This window comes from Chitinophaga alhagiae (genome assembly GCF_003568665.1).
In the GTDB taxonomy this organism is placed as follows: Bacteria; Bacteroidota; Bacteroidia; order Chitinophagales; family Chitinophagaceae; genus Chitinophaga; species Chitinophaga alhagiae.
This window is the reverse complement of the sequence record NZ_QXMH01000004.1, coordinates 606,147-622,529: the sequence shown is the minus strand read 5'-3', so window position 1 is coordinate 622,529 and position 16,383 is coordinate 606,147. Positions and strand designations below refer to the sequence as shown.

Sequence of the window (16,383 nt, the reverse complement as noted above, 5' to 3'; positions counted from 1 at the left end):
TCAGCATCAGCCCATTCCACAGGCCGGACAGGGTTCCATGTTGCGTTTCTTTTCTTCTTCTTTTTTCTTGGCTTCCTTTTGCTGGGGCGTCAGGTCTCCGTCTTTGGAGCAGGAAGGCAGCGTTTGAACGGCAATACCGGCCATAATGGCGCCGATCAGGATTTTGGAAAGTTTCATAAGTCGTGTTTTAAGAATAACGATGCTGTTTCCTCACAATGCAATGGCTTCAGTTCAATGGTTAAACGGCTGCAAACCACGGAAAGTTACACTGCCATCATTTTTTAGTATGCCTCTTCCTCCATAGTTGCCGCCGGTTTCCGTTATTGTAGTTATATTTATACACCCATAAACCGGATAACCCGTTAAATAACGCTATACTATATGCGATACGCTGAATCCCCCTCTTCACGCAGTATCCTGGAAACTATCCTTGTATTGCTGCTATTGCTGGCCCTGCTGTTGGCGCTGTATGACGTGATGAAGGTCTTTTTTGGAGTGTTTACCTTCGCTATTATTTTCTACGTATCCATGGCGCAGCCCTATGAGCGGCTCGTGCGCCTCCTGAATAACCGGCGGAAGCTGGCCGCGGTCATTTATTCCATGGTACTGGTGCTGGTGGTGGCCTTACCTTTTGTATATGCCATTGCGGCCCTGGGCAGGCATGTAAAAGACGCGCTGCACCTGGTAGAAGAAGTAAAGCAGCACGGCTTGCCAGATCTGCCGCCCAATATAGCGGGCATGCCCTACATAGGTGATGCCATCACCGCTTTCTGGCAGCAGCTCCAGGAAAACCCGCGGGAAACCATCGTTGGTTACGAGCAGCAGATAAAAATGGTACTGCATCACCTGCTGACGGGCGGCGCCGGTATCATCGGGGCGGCGCTGCAAGTGATACTGGGCGTTATCATATCCTCCATATTCCTGGCTACGGGAGATAAAATACTGCAACCGTTGCAGTCCACGCTCCGGCATCTGCTGGGAAGAAAAGACGGGGTGAGCCTCATGTATGCCACGGCGCATGCCATCAGGGGCGTATCCATAGGGGTGATGGGCACGGCCTTTATTGCCACGGTAATTTCCTGGATAGGCTTTGCTATTGCGGGCCTTCATTTCAAGGTGCTGCTGGCGGCCATTGTGTTCTTTGTGGTACTGATACAGGTAGGTCCGCTGATAGTATGGGCGCCGCTGGTAATATGGGCTGCTACGCAAGGCCATACGGGTACCGCCATCTTCCTGGGCATTTACGGCGCGGCGGTGCTGGTGGTAGACGCTGTATTGAAACCCATCCTGATCGCAAAAAGCGGCGGCAAGCTGCCCTTCCTGGTGCTGTTCATTGGCGTGGTAGGCGGAATGGTGGCCTGGGGCTTTACCGGCATGTTCAAAGGGGCCATTATACTGGCCGTATTTTATACCGTATTTAACTCCTGGCTGGATAGAAAACAGAGTATGGCGCCCGGGCCTTCCACAAGCACAACAAACGCTTAGTTATTGCTGCAGAAAGGATACAAGGCAAGTTGAAGCAAGATCGTTCTCTGCGCTTCGGGGAATTATTATATTTTTAATTCCACGGAAACATTAACCTAACTGCTACTTATGAAATTTCACCATGCTTTAACATGTATCGCATTGTTTGCGCTCATTTGCCTGTCCTGCAAAAAAGACAAAACGCCCGAACCACCGCTCCGCTTCAGCAGCGCAGAAGTGAACCTGCTGTCAGGAGAAGACAGTACCATTACTATTGAAGGCATTGCCCCGCCTTACACCGCCACGGCCGGCAACGCGCAGATCGTGCAGGTAAAGGTGGAGAATGACCAGCTCCTGCTCACTGCAGACCTGGCGGAAAAAACGGAAATCACCGTGAAAGACAATGCCGGCAATACCGCCATCATCAAGGCAAACGTCCACTCGATGGACGGGGACTGGGGAAGGGCACTCGGCCCGGACGAAACTTACGGGAAGGCTATTGTGGAAGCTGGAGATGCGGCGTTTGCCGCCACCCTGGAAAAAGAGCTGCTGGAGGTGTCCGCCACCAGTATCAGGGGCTACCAATTCAGGGAATCGGAAAAAAAATTCAGGGAAGTGTATGGCGGCAATTCTTTTAAAGAGGGAACGTACACCTACAGGAAACTGGCGCTTACGCTCACTTTTGAAGGAAACGAAGAAATATGCCGCGTTACACCATTCAATTTCCGCTTTGTAATGCTGGAACGTGACCTTACCGCCATCTACCAGGCGCTGCACCCTGACAAAAATATTCAAAAGGTAGTGGTCACCTTCTACCTGCGGTTCCGGCCCATGTACGGTTAAGAGCGGTTACTTTCCGGCCAGGAAGGCGCTGATCATGCTGACAACAAACACCGGCATGGTACTGTCGGTTTTTGCTGATAATATCTCTCCTATATAATCTCCATGTCCGCAAGGCAATATAGCCAGCTGCGCATGCGGCAGCATACGGGAGAGGGCCACTGAATGTTCCGGCGGTGTTACGTCTTTATCTCCGCTGATAATGAGCGAAGGCGCCTGTACGGTTTTAATGGCAGCATCGGGGATGTCTTTGAAATCTATCATCCTGGCCGCATCCCGGTTAAACATGGCTTGCAGGCCTTTGGGATCGGGGTTGATGGCGAGGTACGCCTCATGATAGGGTTGGGGCATGTCTTTCAGTGTTGCCTGTTTCATGCCTTCAAAGAAGCCGGGAGGCAGCGCGTCCCTCCGGTAGGCAATGGAGGCCAATACCAGCTTGTTCACCACCTGGGGGTGGCGGATGCCTATTTGCAGGGCGGTAGTAGCGCCGTTGCTGAAACCCATGATATTGGCCTTTTCAATTTTCAAATGGCGGAGCAGGGCGGCCACATCGTCCGCATCCTGCTCAAAGCTCAGCGGGCGGTCAATGTCTGCCGTATGGCCATGCGCTTGCAGCTCAATGGCAATCACCTGGTGTGTTTTAGCCAGCTCAGGCAATATGCGGCCATAGGTGGTGGTAATGGTAGAGCCGCCGCCATGCAGCAGCACCAGCGGGTAGCCGTTGCCGTGTATCTCGTAATATAACTGAAGACCGTTAATGGCCGCGTACTGGCCCTTGGGCTGTTGTGCTTTCATGAAAGAATAAGTAGTGATGAGCAATAACAATGTTATAACAAACCTGCGTTGCATAGGCTGCCTGTTTTATAGTATGCAAATTTATGCATGAACAATCATTTGCCGGGGCGGCGAACACGACAAATACAGGGTTTATTGCGCCACTACACCAATCATGTCTATGGTAATACCGCGTCCCGGCAGGGCCAGTTGCGAAACGGCGGCCTTGGATGCGGCGGGCGGGCGCTGAGGGTTGTAGTAGCTGCGCCGCAGCGCGTTGAGGCTGGTGCTGGCTTCGTTGTCAGACACATAATACAAGGCCTTTACCAGGTGCTCCATATTACCGCCCGCTGCCTGCAGCATGTTTTTCAGTGACACGAAGAGGCTGTTCACTTCCGCTGCCGCGTTGCTGGTATCTGTACCATACAGGGCGGAACAGTATATTTTCTTTCCGCGGTTCAGGCGGGTTACTTTGGCATAAACGGGAGAGGCCGTCATGCCCGGAGGAGTAATGAACTCCAGTTGCTCCGCGCCGCGGGCAGGAGAGGCGGCAATCAGCTCAATTTCCACCAGCGGGTCTTTGCTCACCCACTCCACGTACACCACCGGCGGCATGGCCGCGCCTGCAAAGAATACACTGAACGCGCTGTCTGCCGTGCGGATATCTGTCATGGGGTTGATGAACGCTCTTACCTGTACAATGTTTTCTTTTGCCAGCTTCAGGTGGCGGAGGGTAGTGTCCAGCTGCCGCAGGGTACCCGTGGTGGCCTGGCCCAGCGCGCCCTTGTCTGCCTGCCCGGATATATACACGGCCCCGCCGGCGGGCAATACCGCTACACCGGCGCCTGCGGTGGGGAAGCGGGTTTGTCTGGAATGATGATAGGTAACGGCTGCGCCCTTGCGGCGGGTGGCCGTAGCCACCGCGTCTATACCCACCAGGGCGCCTTCTGCCGGGAGGTTGCCGGTAACATAACTTACGGCGGGCTGTTTGTTCCCGAATTGTTTACGCAGGGCGGTCTGCACTTCCTGCAGCAAACCGGGGTGGCGCAGGCAAATGTTCAGCTTCACCACGTTCTCCAGACCAGACCGCACCTCCTGTAAGGAAAGCGCTATGTTTTTCAGTACCTGTTCCACCTGCAGCGCGGCGTTCCCGGGCCCAACCAGCGCGCCGTTTCCGTTTAACGGCAGCAATTGCGCGGTATGCGCCAGCGGCACTTCATCTACCACCACGGCGGTAGTGGCGCCATTGGAAAGGATATGCCGCATCTGCGCGCCGGCGGCCAGGTTGCAGGCTGTGAGGCTGAGGACCAACAGGGCTTGTTTCATGATATGAGCGTATTTACGGGTACGTGCCCGTAAGGTAACGATTATTGTGCAGAATGTGCAGGGTACGCGGCGCCCGTTATCATCATGCCGGCTATGCAGGGAAAGAGATGGATGGCGCACGGACGATGCCGCTATTCGTAAAAACGCGCTGCGGAAGGCAAGCCCCGGGGCTATAAACAGCACGCGCCCGGAACACCGGTCCCGGACGCGTGCTATGGTATAAAAACGATGATCAGATATTCCCTTTCTTCATCTCCGCCACGGCATAATCTACCGCCCTTGCGGCCAGCGCCATGTATGTCAGTGAAGGGTTTTGCGTGGCGGTGCTCGTCATGCAGGCGCCGTCTGTCACAAATACGTTGCTGCAGGCGTGCAGCTGGTTCCATTTGTTGAGCATGGAGGTCTTCGGGTCATGGCCCATGCGCACACCGCCCATCTCGTGAATGTCCAGGCCGGGGGCCTGTTTGCTGTCTGTTACCTTGATGTCTGTGAAGCCGGCTTTGGTATACATTTCCGTCATCTGCTCATGGAAGTCTTTCACCATTTTCTCGTCATTGTCATCATAGGCAATGTTCACTTTCAGCAGCGGCATGCCCCATGCGTCTTTTTTACTGCCGTCGAGAGATACGGTGTTGCTTTCTTTGGGAATGGTTTCGCCCATCATGTGAGAGCCTACATGCCAGCCGCCCAGTTCGCCTTTTTTCAGGAGCTGGTCTTTGAGGCCCTGGCCAAGGCCGCTGGTGTCTCTCCGTGAGCCGCGCCCGGCGGAGAAGCCGGCGGCGTAACCGCGGAGAAAGTCTGTTTCCTGTTTGTATACGTTGCGGAAGCGGGGCAGGTAAGCGCTGCTGGGGCGCCGCCCTTCTGTAAATACGTCCTTGAAATCGTTGCAGGCGGCGGAAATGCGGGCGCGGTAGTTGTGGAAGGCCACGTATTTGCCCAGCACGCCGCTGTCATTCCCGAGGCCGTTGGGAAAGCGTTGAGAGGTAGAGTTGAGCAGCAACAGGTTGGTGTTGAGCGCGGCTGCGTTCACAAAGATCACTTTTGCGTAATATTCCGTAACGGCTTTGGTGTTGGCGTCTGTTACGCGCACGCCGCTGGCCTTGTTCAGTTTCTCGTCAAAGATGATCTCCTGCACCACGCTGTCCGGCTGCAGCGTCATGTTGCCGGTTTTAGCGGCCCAGGGCAGGGTAGAGGCGTTGCTGCTGAAATACCCGCCAAAGGGGCAGCCGCGCTGGCACAGCACGCGGTTCTGGCATTGCGCCCTGTTTTGCTGCAGGTGTATTTCCTGCGGCTCCGTCAGGTGCGCGCAGCGGCCGAAGATAACATGCCGGTCTTTATAATTTTTGCCTACAAAATCCTTGAAGTAGTTTTCCACATCGTTCAACGGCAGGGCCGGCAGGAACTCGCCGTCCGGCAGGTTGGGCAGCCCGTCTTTATTACCGGCAATACCGGCAAATTTTTCCACGTAGCTGTACCAGGGCGCAATGTCTTTATAGCGGATGGGCCAGTCTACGGCAAACCCGTCCCGCGCGGGGCCTTCAAAGTCGAAGTCGCTCCACCGCTGCGTTTGCCGCGCCCAGAGCAGCGATTTGCCGCCTACCTGGTAACCGCGTATCCAGTCAAAAGGTTTTTCCTGTTCGTATGGATGCTCCTTGTCTTTTACAAAAAAGTGCATGGCGTCTTCCCTGAACGCGTAACAACGGCTGACCACCGGGTTTTCTTCCGTTACCGCCAGCGGCACCTGGCCGCGGTGGGGGAACTCCCAGGGCATCATGTTGGTGGTAGGGTAGTCTTTCAGGTGCTGCACATTTCTGCCGCGTTCCAGCACCAGTGTTTTCAGCCCTTTTTCGCACAGCTCCTTGGCGGCCCAGCCGCCGCTGATGCCGGAGCCTATCACAATGGCGTCGTAAGTGCGCTCTTTCGCAGAATCGTTGATATTGAACATAATTGAGTGGTCTGATGTGAGTGGTCTAAACTTTTACGCTGCTGATGAATTTACCGGGTACCAGCTTGTATACGTCTACTTTGGTGAGGTAATATTCCGAGCTGGTGTACGCCTGTATGGTAAGGCGTTTGAAGGTGCTGAAGAAATAAGCTGTTTCTTCGCCGTTCTTTTTATCCCCGGCTTTGCGCAGCAGGGCCTCCTTTTCAGCGGCGGTACATTCCGCAAAGGGCTTGCCCTGCTCCTGTTTCACCTGGCCGGCAAAACCGCGCAGGCCGCTGAGGAACTTTTCCCTGTCTTGCTGCTTGTAACAATCGTTCACCATGCGGAGGGCAAACAGGTGCGCTCCCACTTCTTTGGCGCCGGGCGTGTCTGTAGTGGGAATAATGGAAGAAGCCATTTCTTCCAGCAAAGCCTGTTCATCTGCGGTAACGGGTAAGTTACTGAAGGTTTGAGCGGACGTTTTTGTGTTGTTCACGCAGGCGGGCAGTATGGCCGCGCCGGCCGAAATAATGAAAAGCTGCCTGATGGCGGTGCGTCTGTTAATTGGCATGGACGTGGATTTCTGAAGCCGCAATATAGCGGAATGGCAGGAGAATAGCAACAGTTTTGTATATTGAAGGATGATGCAAAGGATTTTCTTGCTCATGCTGATGAGCGGCCCGCTGCTGGCATCCGCCCAAAAAGCGGATATTACCGTTACGGTGGCCGGCGGCGCCGGGGAACAGGTCATAGTGGTGCCGCCGCAACAGGGCGAATATTTCAGCGGCGGCGCCATCCAGCCCATGCTGGACAGTAACGGTGTGCTGGTGCTGCCTAACCGGGAAAAAGTGCCCGGCATCTACCACTTTGTGTTTAAGGGTACCGGTCTGTATAAATTGTATGTGAAGCCGGGAAAGCGCTATTCGCTATCCCTTGAAAGGGCCAGCGCGGATGCCCCGTTTGCCGTAACCGGCCCGGACGCGGAGGCGCAGCAGCTGTTCAACCGGTCTATGAAGGAATTTTACCAGGAAACGGGCATGCGCTGGTACAAGGAAGACACGGTATTTGCCCATAACAAACAAAGAGCGCTGGCGCGGCGTGACAGTGTGCTGCAGTTGTTCCGCAACCTGCATGCCGCCGGAAAAATGGACAACGGTTTCTTTGAAGCGGCGCAAAAGGTGAACAACGCCTATCACGCTTCCATACTGGGCGCTACCATGATCATGCCCATTTTCAATGTGGTGTACAAAAAAGACCTGCCGGGATATAGCGCGGCCCGGCTGCAGGAAATGAACGCCAACTGGCAGGAGCTGCCCGCTATTTCAGACGTGCATGACCGCAGCCAGGCCGTTTCCATGGAGTTTTACGATTATGTGAACAACCTCTGGGCCACCATGTACCAGAGAGGGCTGGTGATCAGGATGAAGGATTCCATTACGCCCAAACCAACGCGGGAGGAAGCGGAGCTGTATCATAAAGACCTCATTGCCGCTCACTTCAAAGGGCCCATGCGGGAATACGTGCTGGCTTCGTGGCTGGGAGACCAGATAGCGGGCGAAAAGTTTTATGCGTTCATCCCGGGAGAATACGCCGCCTTCAGCAACAGCTATCCCAAAAGCAAGTTCAATGCCTTGCTGGCAAAGGGCGCAAAGGAGGTGAAAGAATACCGGAAAAGCGTGGCTGCCGGTTTTTCGGCAGCGCACCGTTTTGTGAAGGAGCCGGAAAAATTGTCTACCGTCAGGGAACTGGCCGCCGCTTTCCGGGGAAAGACCCTGTACGTTGATCTCTGGGCCACCTGGTGCTCACCTTGTAAAGCTGCTTTTGCCTATAACAAACCGCTTCATGAGCTGCTGCGGAAAAACGGGATGGAAGCGCTGTATATTTCCATAGACCGTAATGCCGATGCAAAGAAATGGGAGGAAATGATCATGTACTATGATCTGAAAGGTTATCACATCCGTGCTACCGGCGCATTGAATAAAGACATTACAGGCGTGTTCGGCAAAGCCGGCACCCTGAGCATTCCGCGGTACGCAATATTTAAGGACGGCGAAGTGATATTGGACGCAAAACCACCGGGCCGGCTGCGGGAACTGGAAGCGCAGCTGAAAGAGATGGCCGCCGCAAAATAGCGGTCATTAGAAAGTTTTTCCTTAGCTTTAACTATCACTAATTCCACGCTTTTGGCTGCACGTACTCCATATGATATTGGCGACGGCGAGCTGCTGGCCCGCCTGGTAAAGGGAGAGGAAGAGGCCTTTTCTGCACTGTACAACCGGCACCATGCCGCTGTAGCCCAATTCATACAACTGCTCGTAAAATCTCCCGCACTGGCGGAAGACCTGGCCCAGGAAACCTTCATCCGCATCTGGGAGGTACGCGCGCAGCTGGCCCATGTACAAACCTTCAAAAGTTACCTGTTCACCGCCGCGCGCAACCATGCGCTGGACTGCCTGCGGCGGGCTTCTTCAGAGCTGGCCCTGAAGGGAGAGATCATTCACCACTTCCGCGAGTTGCGCAACAACACGGAGGAAGAAGTGCTCACCCGCGCCTACCTGCGGCACCTGCACCGTTTGCTGGATACGCTGCCGCCGCAAACCCGGAAGGTGTTCCGCCTCTGCCGGGAACAGCAGCATAGTTATGAGGAAGTGGCGGAACAGCTGGGCATTTCCCGCAACGCCGTCAAAAAACACATGGTACGCGCCATGAAAACCCTCAAAGGGGGGGCGGAGAAAGACCTGGGTATTTCGTTTGGCCTGCTGCTTACGCTGATCTCCCGCATGTGAGGGCGTTGGGCCCGCGGGCAAAAGCACTGTTGCGGGTGCCTGCCGTCCTGAAAACGGGACGGGAAAAGGGCCGGAACAGTCCCGGAAACAGGACCGTGGCAGTCCCGGTTGCGGGACGCACAAATGACCGCCCCTTCAGATCATACCCTTAAAATGACGCACTCACTGCCTCCGAAAACAAGAAAACGGGACTGAAAATGCCCTCCAAATGAGGTAAAATGACCACCTTTTTGGTGGGAAACCTGTTTTTCCTACCGTTACGATAACCACTTTTTGGTGGGAAACCTGTTTTTCCTACCGGTTACGATGATCACTTTTTGAGGGGAAGTCTGTTTTTCCTACCGTTACGATGACCACTTTTAGGAGGAAAACCTGTTTTTCCTACCCGTTCCTGCGTCTGCCGGAAGGCCAAAAAAGCGTCTTACGGGGGGCATACGGGCCCGCAAACGCCTTTTGCAGTGGATATGCCGGAATGATGCCGGGCGCCTCCTGAGTGCCCGGTAATAGGGCAGGGGGCCGCACCAAAAGGGGCGGGAGCGCTGCAAATGACCGGTGATATGCGGCAAAAGCCCGTCCCGATGACGTTTCCCGGAATAAGACACTTTGGCAATCAACTGTAAAGTTCATACCGGATTAAGATCCAAACTGTAAAGCCAAATCAGTATTAACACACTTCTCTGTAAAGTTTTTCCAGGATAAGACAGGCTACTTTACCAGCACGTTACTCCCACCTTACCAGCACGTTACTTCCACCATACTCCCACCATACTCCCAGGATGGTGCATGGGGAGTGTATGTTTTTGCCATTTTCAGGTGCAAGGTACATTGGGAACAGTCCCGTTTTAGGGGTGTTTTGGTACCGGTACCTTAAACAGCCGTTTTTCGGGACTGTTACGGCCCTGGCGGGGGCTGCAGAATTTTTTTTCCGGCAGGGGTACCCTCCCTGCTTTTCTTTTCGTCTTATACCTGAAAGCACGTTACCCGTGGCCCACACGCGGGAAGTATACTGATACGCATGGAAAACAAGGCATTTTATCAACGGCTGGTACGCAGGTACATGGAAAACAAGGCTTCTGATGAGGAGCTGGAAGTTTTTTTTCATCTGCTGGAAAGAGGTTTGCTGGACGAGCCTATCACCGCTTACATGAACGCCAGGGCGGATGGCAACGCCGCCATGCCGGACGTTGCGCATCAGGAAGCGGGAGGTGAAGCAGCAGCGGTACCCGGCCGGGAAGACCAGGCCCGCATCCACCGCATTTCCCCGCCAACGCACCGGGAGGGCGCGCTCCGCATTTCCCTGCGGAAACGCTGGTGGGCCGCCGCAGCGCTTGCCGGCCTGCTGCTGGCCGCAGGCGCCGTTTATTTCATGCAAGGCAGCAAAAAACCGCCACCGCTGGCACAGCAGCCCGTAACGCCCCGGCAGGATATTGCGCCCGGCGGAGACCACGCCGTGCTCACGCTGGCAGACGGTTCCACCATTACGTTAGACAGTGCGGGCAACGGCTCGCTGTCCACCCAGGGCGGCACCACCATCTACAAACACGCGGGCGGCAAACTGGCCTACCAGGCCGGCGGTACGTCCCAGGTTGTTCAATACAACACGCTCAGCACGCCCCGCGGCGGCAAGTACCAGGTGCTGTTGCCAGACGGTACCTCCGTAGTGCTGAACGCGGCTTCTTCCCTGCGTTTCCCTACCGCCTTCACGGGCAGCGGCAGGGAAGTGGAGCTGAACGGCGAGGCGTATTTTGAAGTAGCAGGCAACGCCGCCGCGCCATTCCGCGTCAAAGTGCGGCCCGCGGCGGGCAGCGGCCCTGAAAGAATGATAGAGGTGCTTGGTACCAGCTTCAACATCATGGCTTATGAAGACGAGCCGGTGATGAAGACCACGCTGGTGAGCGGCGCCGTAAGGGTAACGGGAGAAGGCGTTCCGGCGCTGCTGCGGCCGGGCCAGCAGGCGGTGATCAGCAACTCGGGAGCGGGCGGCGTCAGGGTGGAGAACGCGGCGCTGGATGAAGCGCTGGCCTGGACGCGCAACGAGTTCCAGTTTTCCAATACCAACATCTATAGCATCATGCGGCAAATATCCCGCTGGTACAACGTAGACGTGAGTTATGAAGATTCCCTGCACGTATTCCTCAACGGTAACATCCGCAAGAACGTGCCCGCCTCGCAGGTATTCAAAATGCTGGAGCTGACGGGTGAAGTGCGGTTCCGCACGGAGAACGGGAGGGTGACCGTGAGCAGCGTGAAGCGGCCGTAAACAGCCACCATATTATTCAACCAATAAATCTGCCACGTATGAAAAAATGATGCATTCCACGCACAAAAAAGGCCAGGAACATTGGAAGTGTTCCCGGCCGGTCAGGCGCTAAAAAAATTCCGCCCGGAATTTCTCATTCACACCTAAACATTTTAAAAGTATGCAAATTTATGCACGCTGCAAAGCCTTATGCATAAGCAGTCCTTACCTTTCCAAAACTCTACGGCGTATGCGGCTTACCACCATCCTCCTGTTCACCTTCCTGATGGAAAGCAGTGCAGAAGGTTTCTCGCAGCAAACCATCACGCTGTCTAAAAAAGAAGCGGCCATCCAGCAGGTGTTCAAAGACATCCGCCGGCAAACCGGCTACGATTTCCTCTACAGCAGCCAGGTGCTGGCCCATGCAAGGCCGGTCACCGTTTCGCTGCGCAACGCTTCGCTGCAGGAGGCCATGCAGGCCGTACTGAAAGGGCAGCCCATGGTCTATAACATTGTAGACAGAACGGTAGTGGTCAAACTGAAAGAGCAGGCGCCCGCGCCGGCGGCAGACACTACGCAGCCCCTGCAGGTGAGCGGGCAGGTGAAAGACAACAAGGGCGAGCCGTTGCCGGGCGTTACCATACAGGTAAAAGGCACCGCCACCGGCAAGGCTACGGATAAAGACGGCCGCTTCACTATTGCCGTGCCCGGCAAAGAGGCCGTGCTGCAATTCTCCTACATCGGTTTCAGCCCGCAGGAGCAGGTGGTAGGGAACAATACTACGCTCAGCATTACCCTGCAGCCCTCCCTGGAAGGCCTCAATGAAGTAGTGGTGGTCGGTTATGGCACCGTGGCCAAAAAAGACCTGACAGGTTCTCTCACGCAGGTGAAATCAAAAGAAGTGACCGCCGTGCCGGCCGGCAATGTGCTGCTGGCCCTCAGCGGCCGCGCGGCCGGGGTGCAGGTGATGCAGAACAACGGCGCGCCGGGCGGCCCGGTAAGCATCCGCATCAGGGGTACCAACTCCATCAAGGGCAGCAATGAACCGCTGTACGTGGTAGACGGTTTCCCGGTGAACGGCACCAACCCTACCATGATCAACAACATGGACATTGAGACCATAGACATCCTCAAAGATGCTTCTGCTACCGCCATTTACGGCTCCCGCGGCGCTAACGGCGTAGTGCTGATCACCACCAAACGCGGCAAGGCGGGCAGAACGAAAGTAGACTTCGAGACCAGCTACGGCGTACAGCAGCTGCGCAAGAAGCTCAACCTCATGAACGCAAAGGAATACGCTATGTTTTACAACGAGCAGGCGAAGAACGATAACCAGCAACCCTATTTTACGCAGCAGCAGATAGATGGTTTCGGGGAAGGGTATGACTGGCAAGACCTGGTGTTCACCACCGCGCCCATGAAGCTGGCCAGCCTCAATGTAAGCGGCGGTAATGAACGTACGCAGTTCTCCCTGTCCGGCAGCGTATTTGACCAGGCCGGCATTGTGAAAGGCAGCAACTACCAGCGTTACTCCCTGCGGGCCAACGTGAACCACGAGATCAGCAAGAAGTTCACTTTCAACCTTACAAGCACGCTCACCCGGCTGGAAACAGACCGCAAAGATCATGAAGGCGGTAGCCGCGGCAATTCCATGATCTCCGCCGCTATTTCCGCGCCGCCTACTTTAACGCCGTATAATGACGACGGCAGCTACCGCGTGCTCTCCGCCGCCTATCCCTTCGTAGCCACAGACCTCATCAACCCGCTCAATTTCCTGCATGAGCGGAGCCGCTCTACCAAGGCCAACGTGATATTGGCCAACGCCTCCATCAGCTACCAGCCCCTGCCGGGCCTCACGCTGAAAATTGCCGGCGGCATTGAGAACCGGGACGACCGTACGGACGAGTACATTACTTCCAACTACATCAACTCCTCCGGTTCCAGCAACGTAAGCACCGGCCAGTTTACCAGCCTGCTGAGCGAAAACACCATCAGCTACAACAAAACCTTTGGCCGTCACAGCTTGGCGGCAGTAACCGGTTTTACTTTCCAGAACTTCCAGACCACCTTCCTGAGCGGCGGCGGTACGGGATACCTGAGTGATGCGCCGGGCACGGGAAATATAGGCTCCGCGGATGCGCCCGGCGTTCCCAGTACGGGGTACGCCAAATCCGCGCTGGCTTCTTTCCTGGCCAGGGTGAACTATAGTTATGACGATAAATACCTGGCCACTATCAGCTTCCGGCAAGACGGGTCTTCCAAATATTCAGAAGGCAACAAATGGGGCGGCTTTCCCTCCGCGGCACTGGCATGGCGCATTTCCAACGAAGATTTTATGAAAGGCAACGGCGTGGTGTCTGACCTGAAGCTGCGCGCCAGCTGGGGCGTTACCGGCAGCCAGGCCATTGACCCCTACGCTACGCTCAACCGGCTTTTCTCCAACAAGACCGTGTTTGACGACAAGCTGTTCACCACCTACGCGGCGGGTAACGTGCTGCCAGGCAACCTGCGCTGGGAAACCACGGAGCAGAAAGACGTAGGGCTGGACGTTGGCCTGCTGCAAAACAAGATAACCGTAACGGCGGACTATTATATAAAACATACCCGCAACCTGCTCAACACCGTGATACTGCCGTCTTCCATGGGCTTTGGCAGCACCCTGCGCAACGTGGGGGAGATCAGGAACCAGGGTTTTGAACTGGGCGTGGACGCGCACATTTTTACCGGCGCCTTCCAGTGGGAGCTGGGCGGCAACATTTCCTTTAACCGCAACAAGGTGGTGAAACTCTATGAAGGAGAAGACATCATGGGCGGCGGCGTAGGCGCCATCATTGTAACGGACAACAGCAACATTCTCCGCGAAGGGCAGCCCCTGGGCCGCTTCTGGGGGTATATGGAAGACGGGTACGACGAGAGGGGCCGCATCAAATATGTAGACACGGACAAAGACGGCGCTATCACGGCCAGGGATAAGACCTACATCGGCAACCCCAATCCTGATTTCATTTACGGCCTCAATTCCAATATGTCTTTCAAGAACTTTTCGCTGAGCATATTTGTGCAGGGCTCCCAGGGTAATGATATCTTCAACATCAGCGCCATCGGCAATACCATAGACTACGGCTTTGGCCTCAACATGCCGCGGGACGTATACAACAACCACTGGACGCCGGAGAACCCCCACGCAAAATACCCGCTCATCAGCGTGAACGCCAACGTAAAATCATCCAACCGCTTTGTAGAAGACGGTTCTTACCTGAGATTGAAGAACGTGGAGCTGGCCTACCAGCTGCCGGTGAAGAAGGCCGGCATCAACTGGCTGCAGGGCCTGCAGGTATTTGCCAGCGGGCAGAACCTGCTCACGCTCACCCAATACTCCTGGTGGGACCCTGAAGTAAATGCGCGCGGCGGCGAGAACTCTACGTCGCAGGGCTATGACGCCTACGGCTATCCCATTTCGCGCTCATACACATTCGGCATCAGGGCCGGTTTTTAACATTACTGGACCAAAAAAGAGGTATCATGAAAAACATTCTTACAACAGCTATATTTCACCGGCAAAAACAACGCTGCGGCGCTATGTTGCTGAAGGCCGCCCTGCCGCTGCTGCTGCTGGCCTGCAAGCACGAGCTGACGGAAAGCCCGCAATCGCTGATGGCGGAAACTTTTTACAATACAAAGGCGGAGGTAGAATCTGCCGTGTTCGCCATTTACCTGCCGTTGCGGCCCAACACCATGCCCAACTATTACGCCACGCTGGAGTGCCAGTCTGATTACGGCTACGGCCGCGGCAGCTGGGCGCAGATGAACGAGTACCAGGGGCTGAACGATGCCAACACCAACCGCATCAACCCTTTCTGGGCAGATTTTTATGTGAGCATCCGCAACGCCAACTTCGTGATCAGGAACACGCCCAACGGCAATGCCATCAGTGAAACGGAGAAAACCATGTACATCGGCGAAGCCCGTTTCCTGCGCGCTTTCTGCTACTTTCACCTGGTGCGCAACTGGGGCGGCGTGCCCCTGCGTACAGAGCAAAACCTGGATGTAACAGACATTCCGCGGAGCAGCAAGGAAGATGTGTACGCCCTTATCCTGGAAGACCTGGCCAACGCGGAAACCAGCCTGCCAGACGTGGCCGCGCAATCCGGCCGCCCTTCCAAATGGACGGCCAAAACTCTGCTGGCAGACGTGTACCTGGAGCTGGGGCGCTTCCCCGAAGCGAGAGACAAGGCGGACGAGGCCATCAGGTCAGGCAAGTACGCGCTGGTGCCCGTGAGCAGCACGGCAGACTACCAGAAGATATACGGGCCGGATGTGATCACCACCAAAGAGGAGATCTTCTACATCAAATATACCCGGCAGATAGAGCAGGGCAATTACATGCTCTGGATCACCAACCACCCCAGCACCGGGCTGTTTAAAGCCGGCGGCGCCTACGCCATTTACAGCGAGACCACCAACCCCGTATATGCCAATTGGGACAATGCGGATTTTCGCAAAGGCCTGTGGACGAAGGTGAACATCGGCCTGGGCCCCAACTCGCTGGTGAGCAGCAAGTATCAGGACCCGCAGGCCATCAGCCAGCGCGGCGCCGGCACAGACCTGCCCGTGTACCGTTATTCCGAACTGCTGCTCCTGTACGCGGAAGCGGCCTGCCGCGCGGGCAATGCGCCCACGGCGGAAGCCATGGAAGCGCTCAACAAGGTACACCGCCGCGCCTACGGCTACAACCCGGAAGCGCCCTCCGCGGCAGACTTCAACCTGGCAGACTATGACGCCCAAAGTTTTGTTGACCTGGTGATGAAGGAGCGGGGCTACGAATTTCAGTTTGAAGGGAAAAGATGGCTGGAGCTGAAACGCAGCGGCCGCGCCAAAGAGATCATCAAGGCGGTGAAGAACATTACCATTGCAGACAAGAATTTCCTCTGGCCCATTCCCCTGTCTGAAATGAACTACAACAAGGCGCTTGACCCGGCTAAAGACCAGAACCCCGGGTACTAGGCATTCATTCACGTTTAAAAAAAGAT

12 protein-coding genes are annotated in these 16,383 nt (G+C 55.5%); 7 read left to right on the top strand and 5 right to left on the bottom strand.

The window, feature by feature from the left end:
• Positions 1 to 6 precede the first annotated feature (6 nt).
• Complete coding sequence (locus tag D3A97_RS24930; RefSeq protein WP_157986682.1) at positions 7 to 177, bottom strand: chryseobasin-related MNIO class RiPP peptide; 171 nt, start codon at positions 175 to 177, stop codon at positions 7 to 9.
• A 204-nt stretch (positions 178 to 381) separates the two neighbouring features.
• Here D3A97_RS24930 and D3A97_RS21655 point away from each other — a divergent pair, with 204 nt between their 5' ends.
• Together D3A97_RS21655 and D3A97_RS21650 are read left to right on the top strand one after the other, a co-directional pair.
• A complete protein-coding gene (locus D3A97_RS21655; RefSeq protein ID WP_119080625.1) occupies positions 382 to 1,485 on the top strand; it encodes an AI-2E family transporter in 1,104 nt (367 codons plus the stop codon).
• A 108-nt stretch (positions 1,486 to 1,593) separates the two neighbouring features.
• Positions 1,594 to 2,307, top strand: a complete 714-nt coding sequence (locus tag D3A97_RS21650) for a hypothetical protein (protein ID WP_157986681.1) — start codon at positions 1,594 to 1,596, stop codon at positions 2,305 to 2,307.
• Positions 2,308 to 2,313: 6 nt separating this feature from the next.
• On the opposite strand, the gene D3A97_RS21645 is transcribed toward D3A97_RS21650, so the two are convergent.
• The 4 genes from D3A97_RS21645 to D3A97_RS24925 all read right to left on the bottom strand — a co-directional run bounded on the left by D3A97_RS21645 (position 2,314) and on the right by D3A97_RS24925 (position 6,899).
• Positions 2,314 to 3,153 (bottom strand): alpha/beta fold hydrolase, encoded by an 840-nt coding sequence (locus tag D3A97_RS21645; protein ID WP_119080623.1) that lies wholly within the window; start codon positions 3,151 to 3,153, stop codon positions 2,314 to 2,316.
• A gap of 78 nt (positions 3,154 to 3,231) precedes the next feature.
• On the bottom strand, positions 3,232 to 4,404 hold the full coding sequence (locus D3A97_RS21640; protein ID WP_119080622.1) for a RidA family protein: 1,173 nt from the start codon (positions 4,402 to 4,404) through the stop codon (positions 3,232 to 3,234).
• 232 nt (positions 4,405 to 4,636) lie between these two features.
• Positions 4,637 to 6,349 (bottom strand): GMC oxidoreductase, encoded by a 1,713-nt coding sequence (locus D3A97_RS21635; protein ID WP_119080621.1) that lies wholly within the window; start codon positions 6,347 to 6,349, stop codon positions 4,637 to 4,639.
• 25 nt (positions 6,350 to 6,374) lie between these two features.
• Positions 6,375 to 6,899, bottom strand: a complete 525-nt coding sequence (locus D3A97_RS24925; RefSeq protein ID WP_157986680.1) for a gluconate 2-dehydrogenase subunit 3 family protein — start codon at positions 6,897 to 6,899, stop codon at positions 6,375 to 6,377.
• Between the two features lie 73 nt (positions 6,900 to 6,972).
• On the opposite strand from D3A97_RS24925, the gene D3A97_RS21625 reads away from it, so the two are divergent.
• The 5 genes from D3A97_RS21625 (at position 6,973) to D3A97_RS21605 (ending at position 16,357) form a co-directional block, all read left to right on the top strand.
• Positions 6,973 to 8,460, top strand: a complete 1,488-nt coding sequence (locus tag D3A97_RS21625; RefSeq protein ID WP_157986679.1) for a TlpA family protein disulfide reductase — start codon at positions 6,973 to 6,975, stop codon at positions 8,458 to 8,460.
• Positions 8,461 to 8,511: 51 nt separating this feature from the next.
• Positions 8,512 to 9,114: an RNA polymerase sigma factor gene (locus tag D3A97_RS21620; RefSeq protein ID WP_198674115.1), complete on the top strand. Its 603-nt coding sequence runs from the start codon at positions 8,512 to 8,514 to the stop codon at positions 9,112 to 9,114.
• 1,015 nt (positions 9,115 to 10,129) lie between these two features.
• Positions 10,130 to 11,374 carry a FecR family protein gene (locus D3A97_RS21615; RefSeq protein ID WP_119080619.1) on the top strand — a complete coding sequence of 415 codons (1,245 nt, stop codon included), beginning with the start codon at positions 10,130 to 10,132 and terminating at the stop codon, positions 11,372 to 11,374.
• 229 nt (positions 11,375 to 11,603) lie between these two features.
• Entirely contained in the window at positions 11,604 to 14,849 is a 3,246-nt protein-coding gene (locus D3A97_RS21610) for a TonB-dependent receptor (RefSeq protein WP_119080618.1), read from the top strand.
• A 26-nt stretch (positions 14,850 to 14,875) separates the two neighbouring features.
• Positions 14,876 to 16,357: a RagB/SusD family nutrient uptake outer membrane protein gene (locus tag D3A97_RS21605; protein WP_119080617.1), complete on the top strand. Its 1,482-nt coding sequence runs from the start codon at positions 14,876 to 14,878 to the stop codon at positions 16,355 to 16,357.
• Positions 16,358 to 16,383 lie beyond the last annotated feature (26 nt).

Excerpts from the sequence above, each read along its gene's own strand:
- D3A97_RS24930 (WP_157986682.1), bottom strand. The coding sequence starts at position 177 with ATGAAACTTTCCAAAATCCTGATCGGCGCCATTATGGCCGGTATTGCC.
- D3A97_RS21655 (WP_119080625.1), top strand. The coding sequence starts at position 382 with ATGCGATACGCTGAATCCCCCTCTTCACGCAGTATCCTGGAAACTATC.
- D3A97_RS21650 (WP_157986681.1), top strand. The coding sequence starts at position 1,594 with ATGAAATTTCACCATGCTTTAACATGTATCGCATTGTTTGCGCTCATT.
- D3A97_RS21645 (WP_119080623.1), bottom strand. The coding sequence starts at position 3,153 with ATGCAACGCAGGTTTGTTATAACATTGTTATTGCTCATCACTACTTAT.
- D3A97_RS21640 (WP_119080622.1), bottom strand. The coding sequence starts at position 4,404 with ATGAAACAAGCCCTGTTGGTCCTCAGCCTCACAGCCTGCAACCTGGCC.
- D3A97_RS21635 (WP_119080621.1), bottom strand. The coding sequence starts at position 6,349 with ATGTTCAATATCAACGATTCTGCGAAAGAGCGCACTTACGACGCCATT.
- D3A97_RS24925 (WP_157986680.1), bottom strand. The coding sequence starts at position 6,899 with ATGCCAATTAACAGACGCACCGCCATCAGGCAGCTTTTCATTATTTCG.
- D3A97_RS21625 (WP_157986679.1), top strand. The coding sequence starts at position 6,973 with ATGCAAAGGATTTTCTTGCTCATGCTGATGAGCGGCCCGCTGCTGGCA.
- D3A97_RS21615 (WP_119080619.1), top strand. The coding sequence starts at position 10,130 with ATGGAAAACAAGGCATTTTATCAACGGCTGGTACGCAGGTACATGGAA.
- D3A97_RS21610 (WP_119080618.1), top strand. The coding sequence starts at position 11,604 with ATGCGGCTTACCACCATCCTCCTGTTCACCTTCCTGATGGAAAGCAGT.
- D3A97_RS21605 (WP_119080617.1), top strand. The coding sequence starts at position 14,876 with ATGAAAAACATTCTTACAACAGCTATATTTCACCGGCAAAAACAACGC.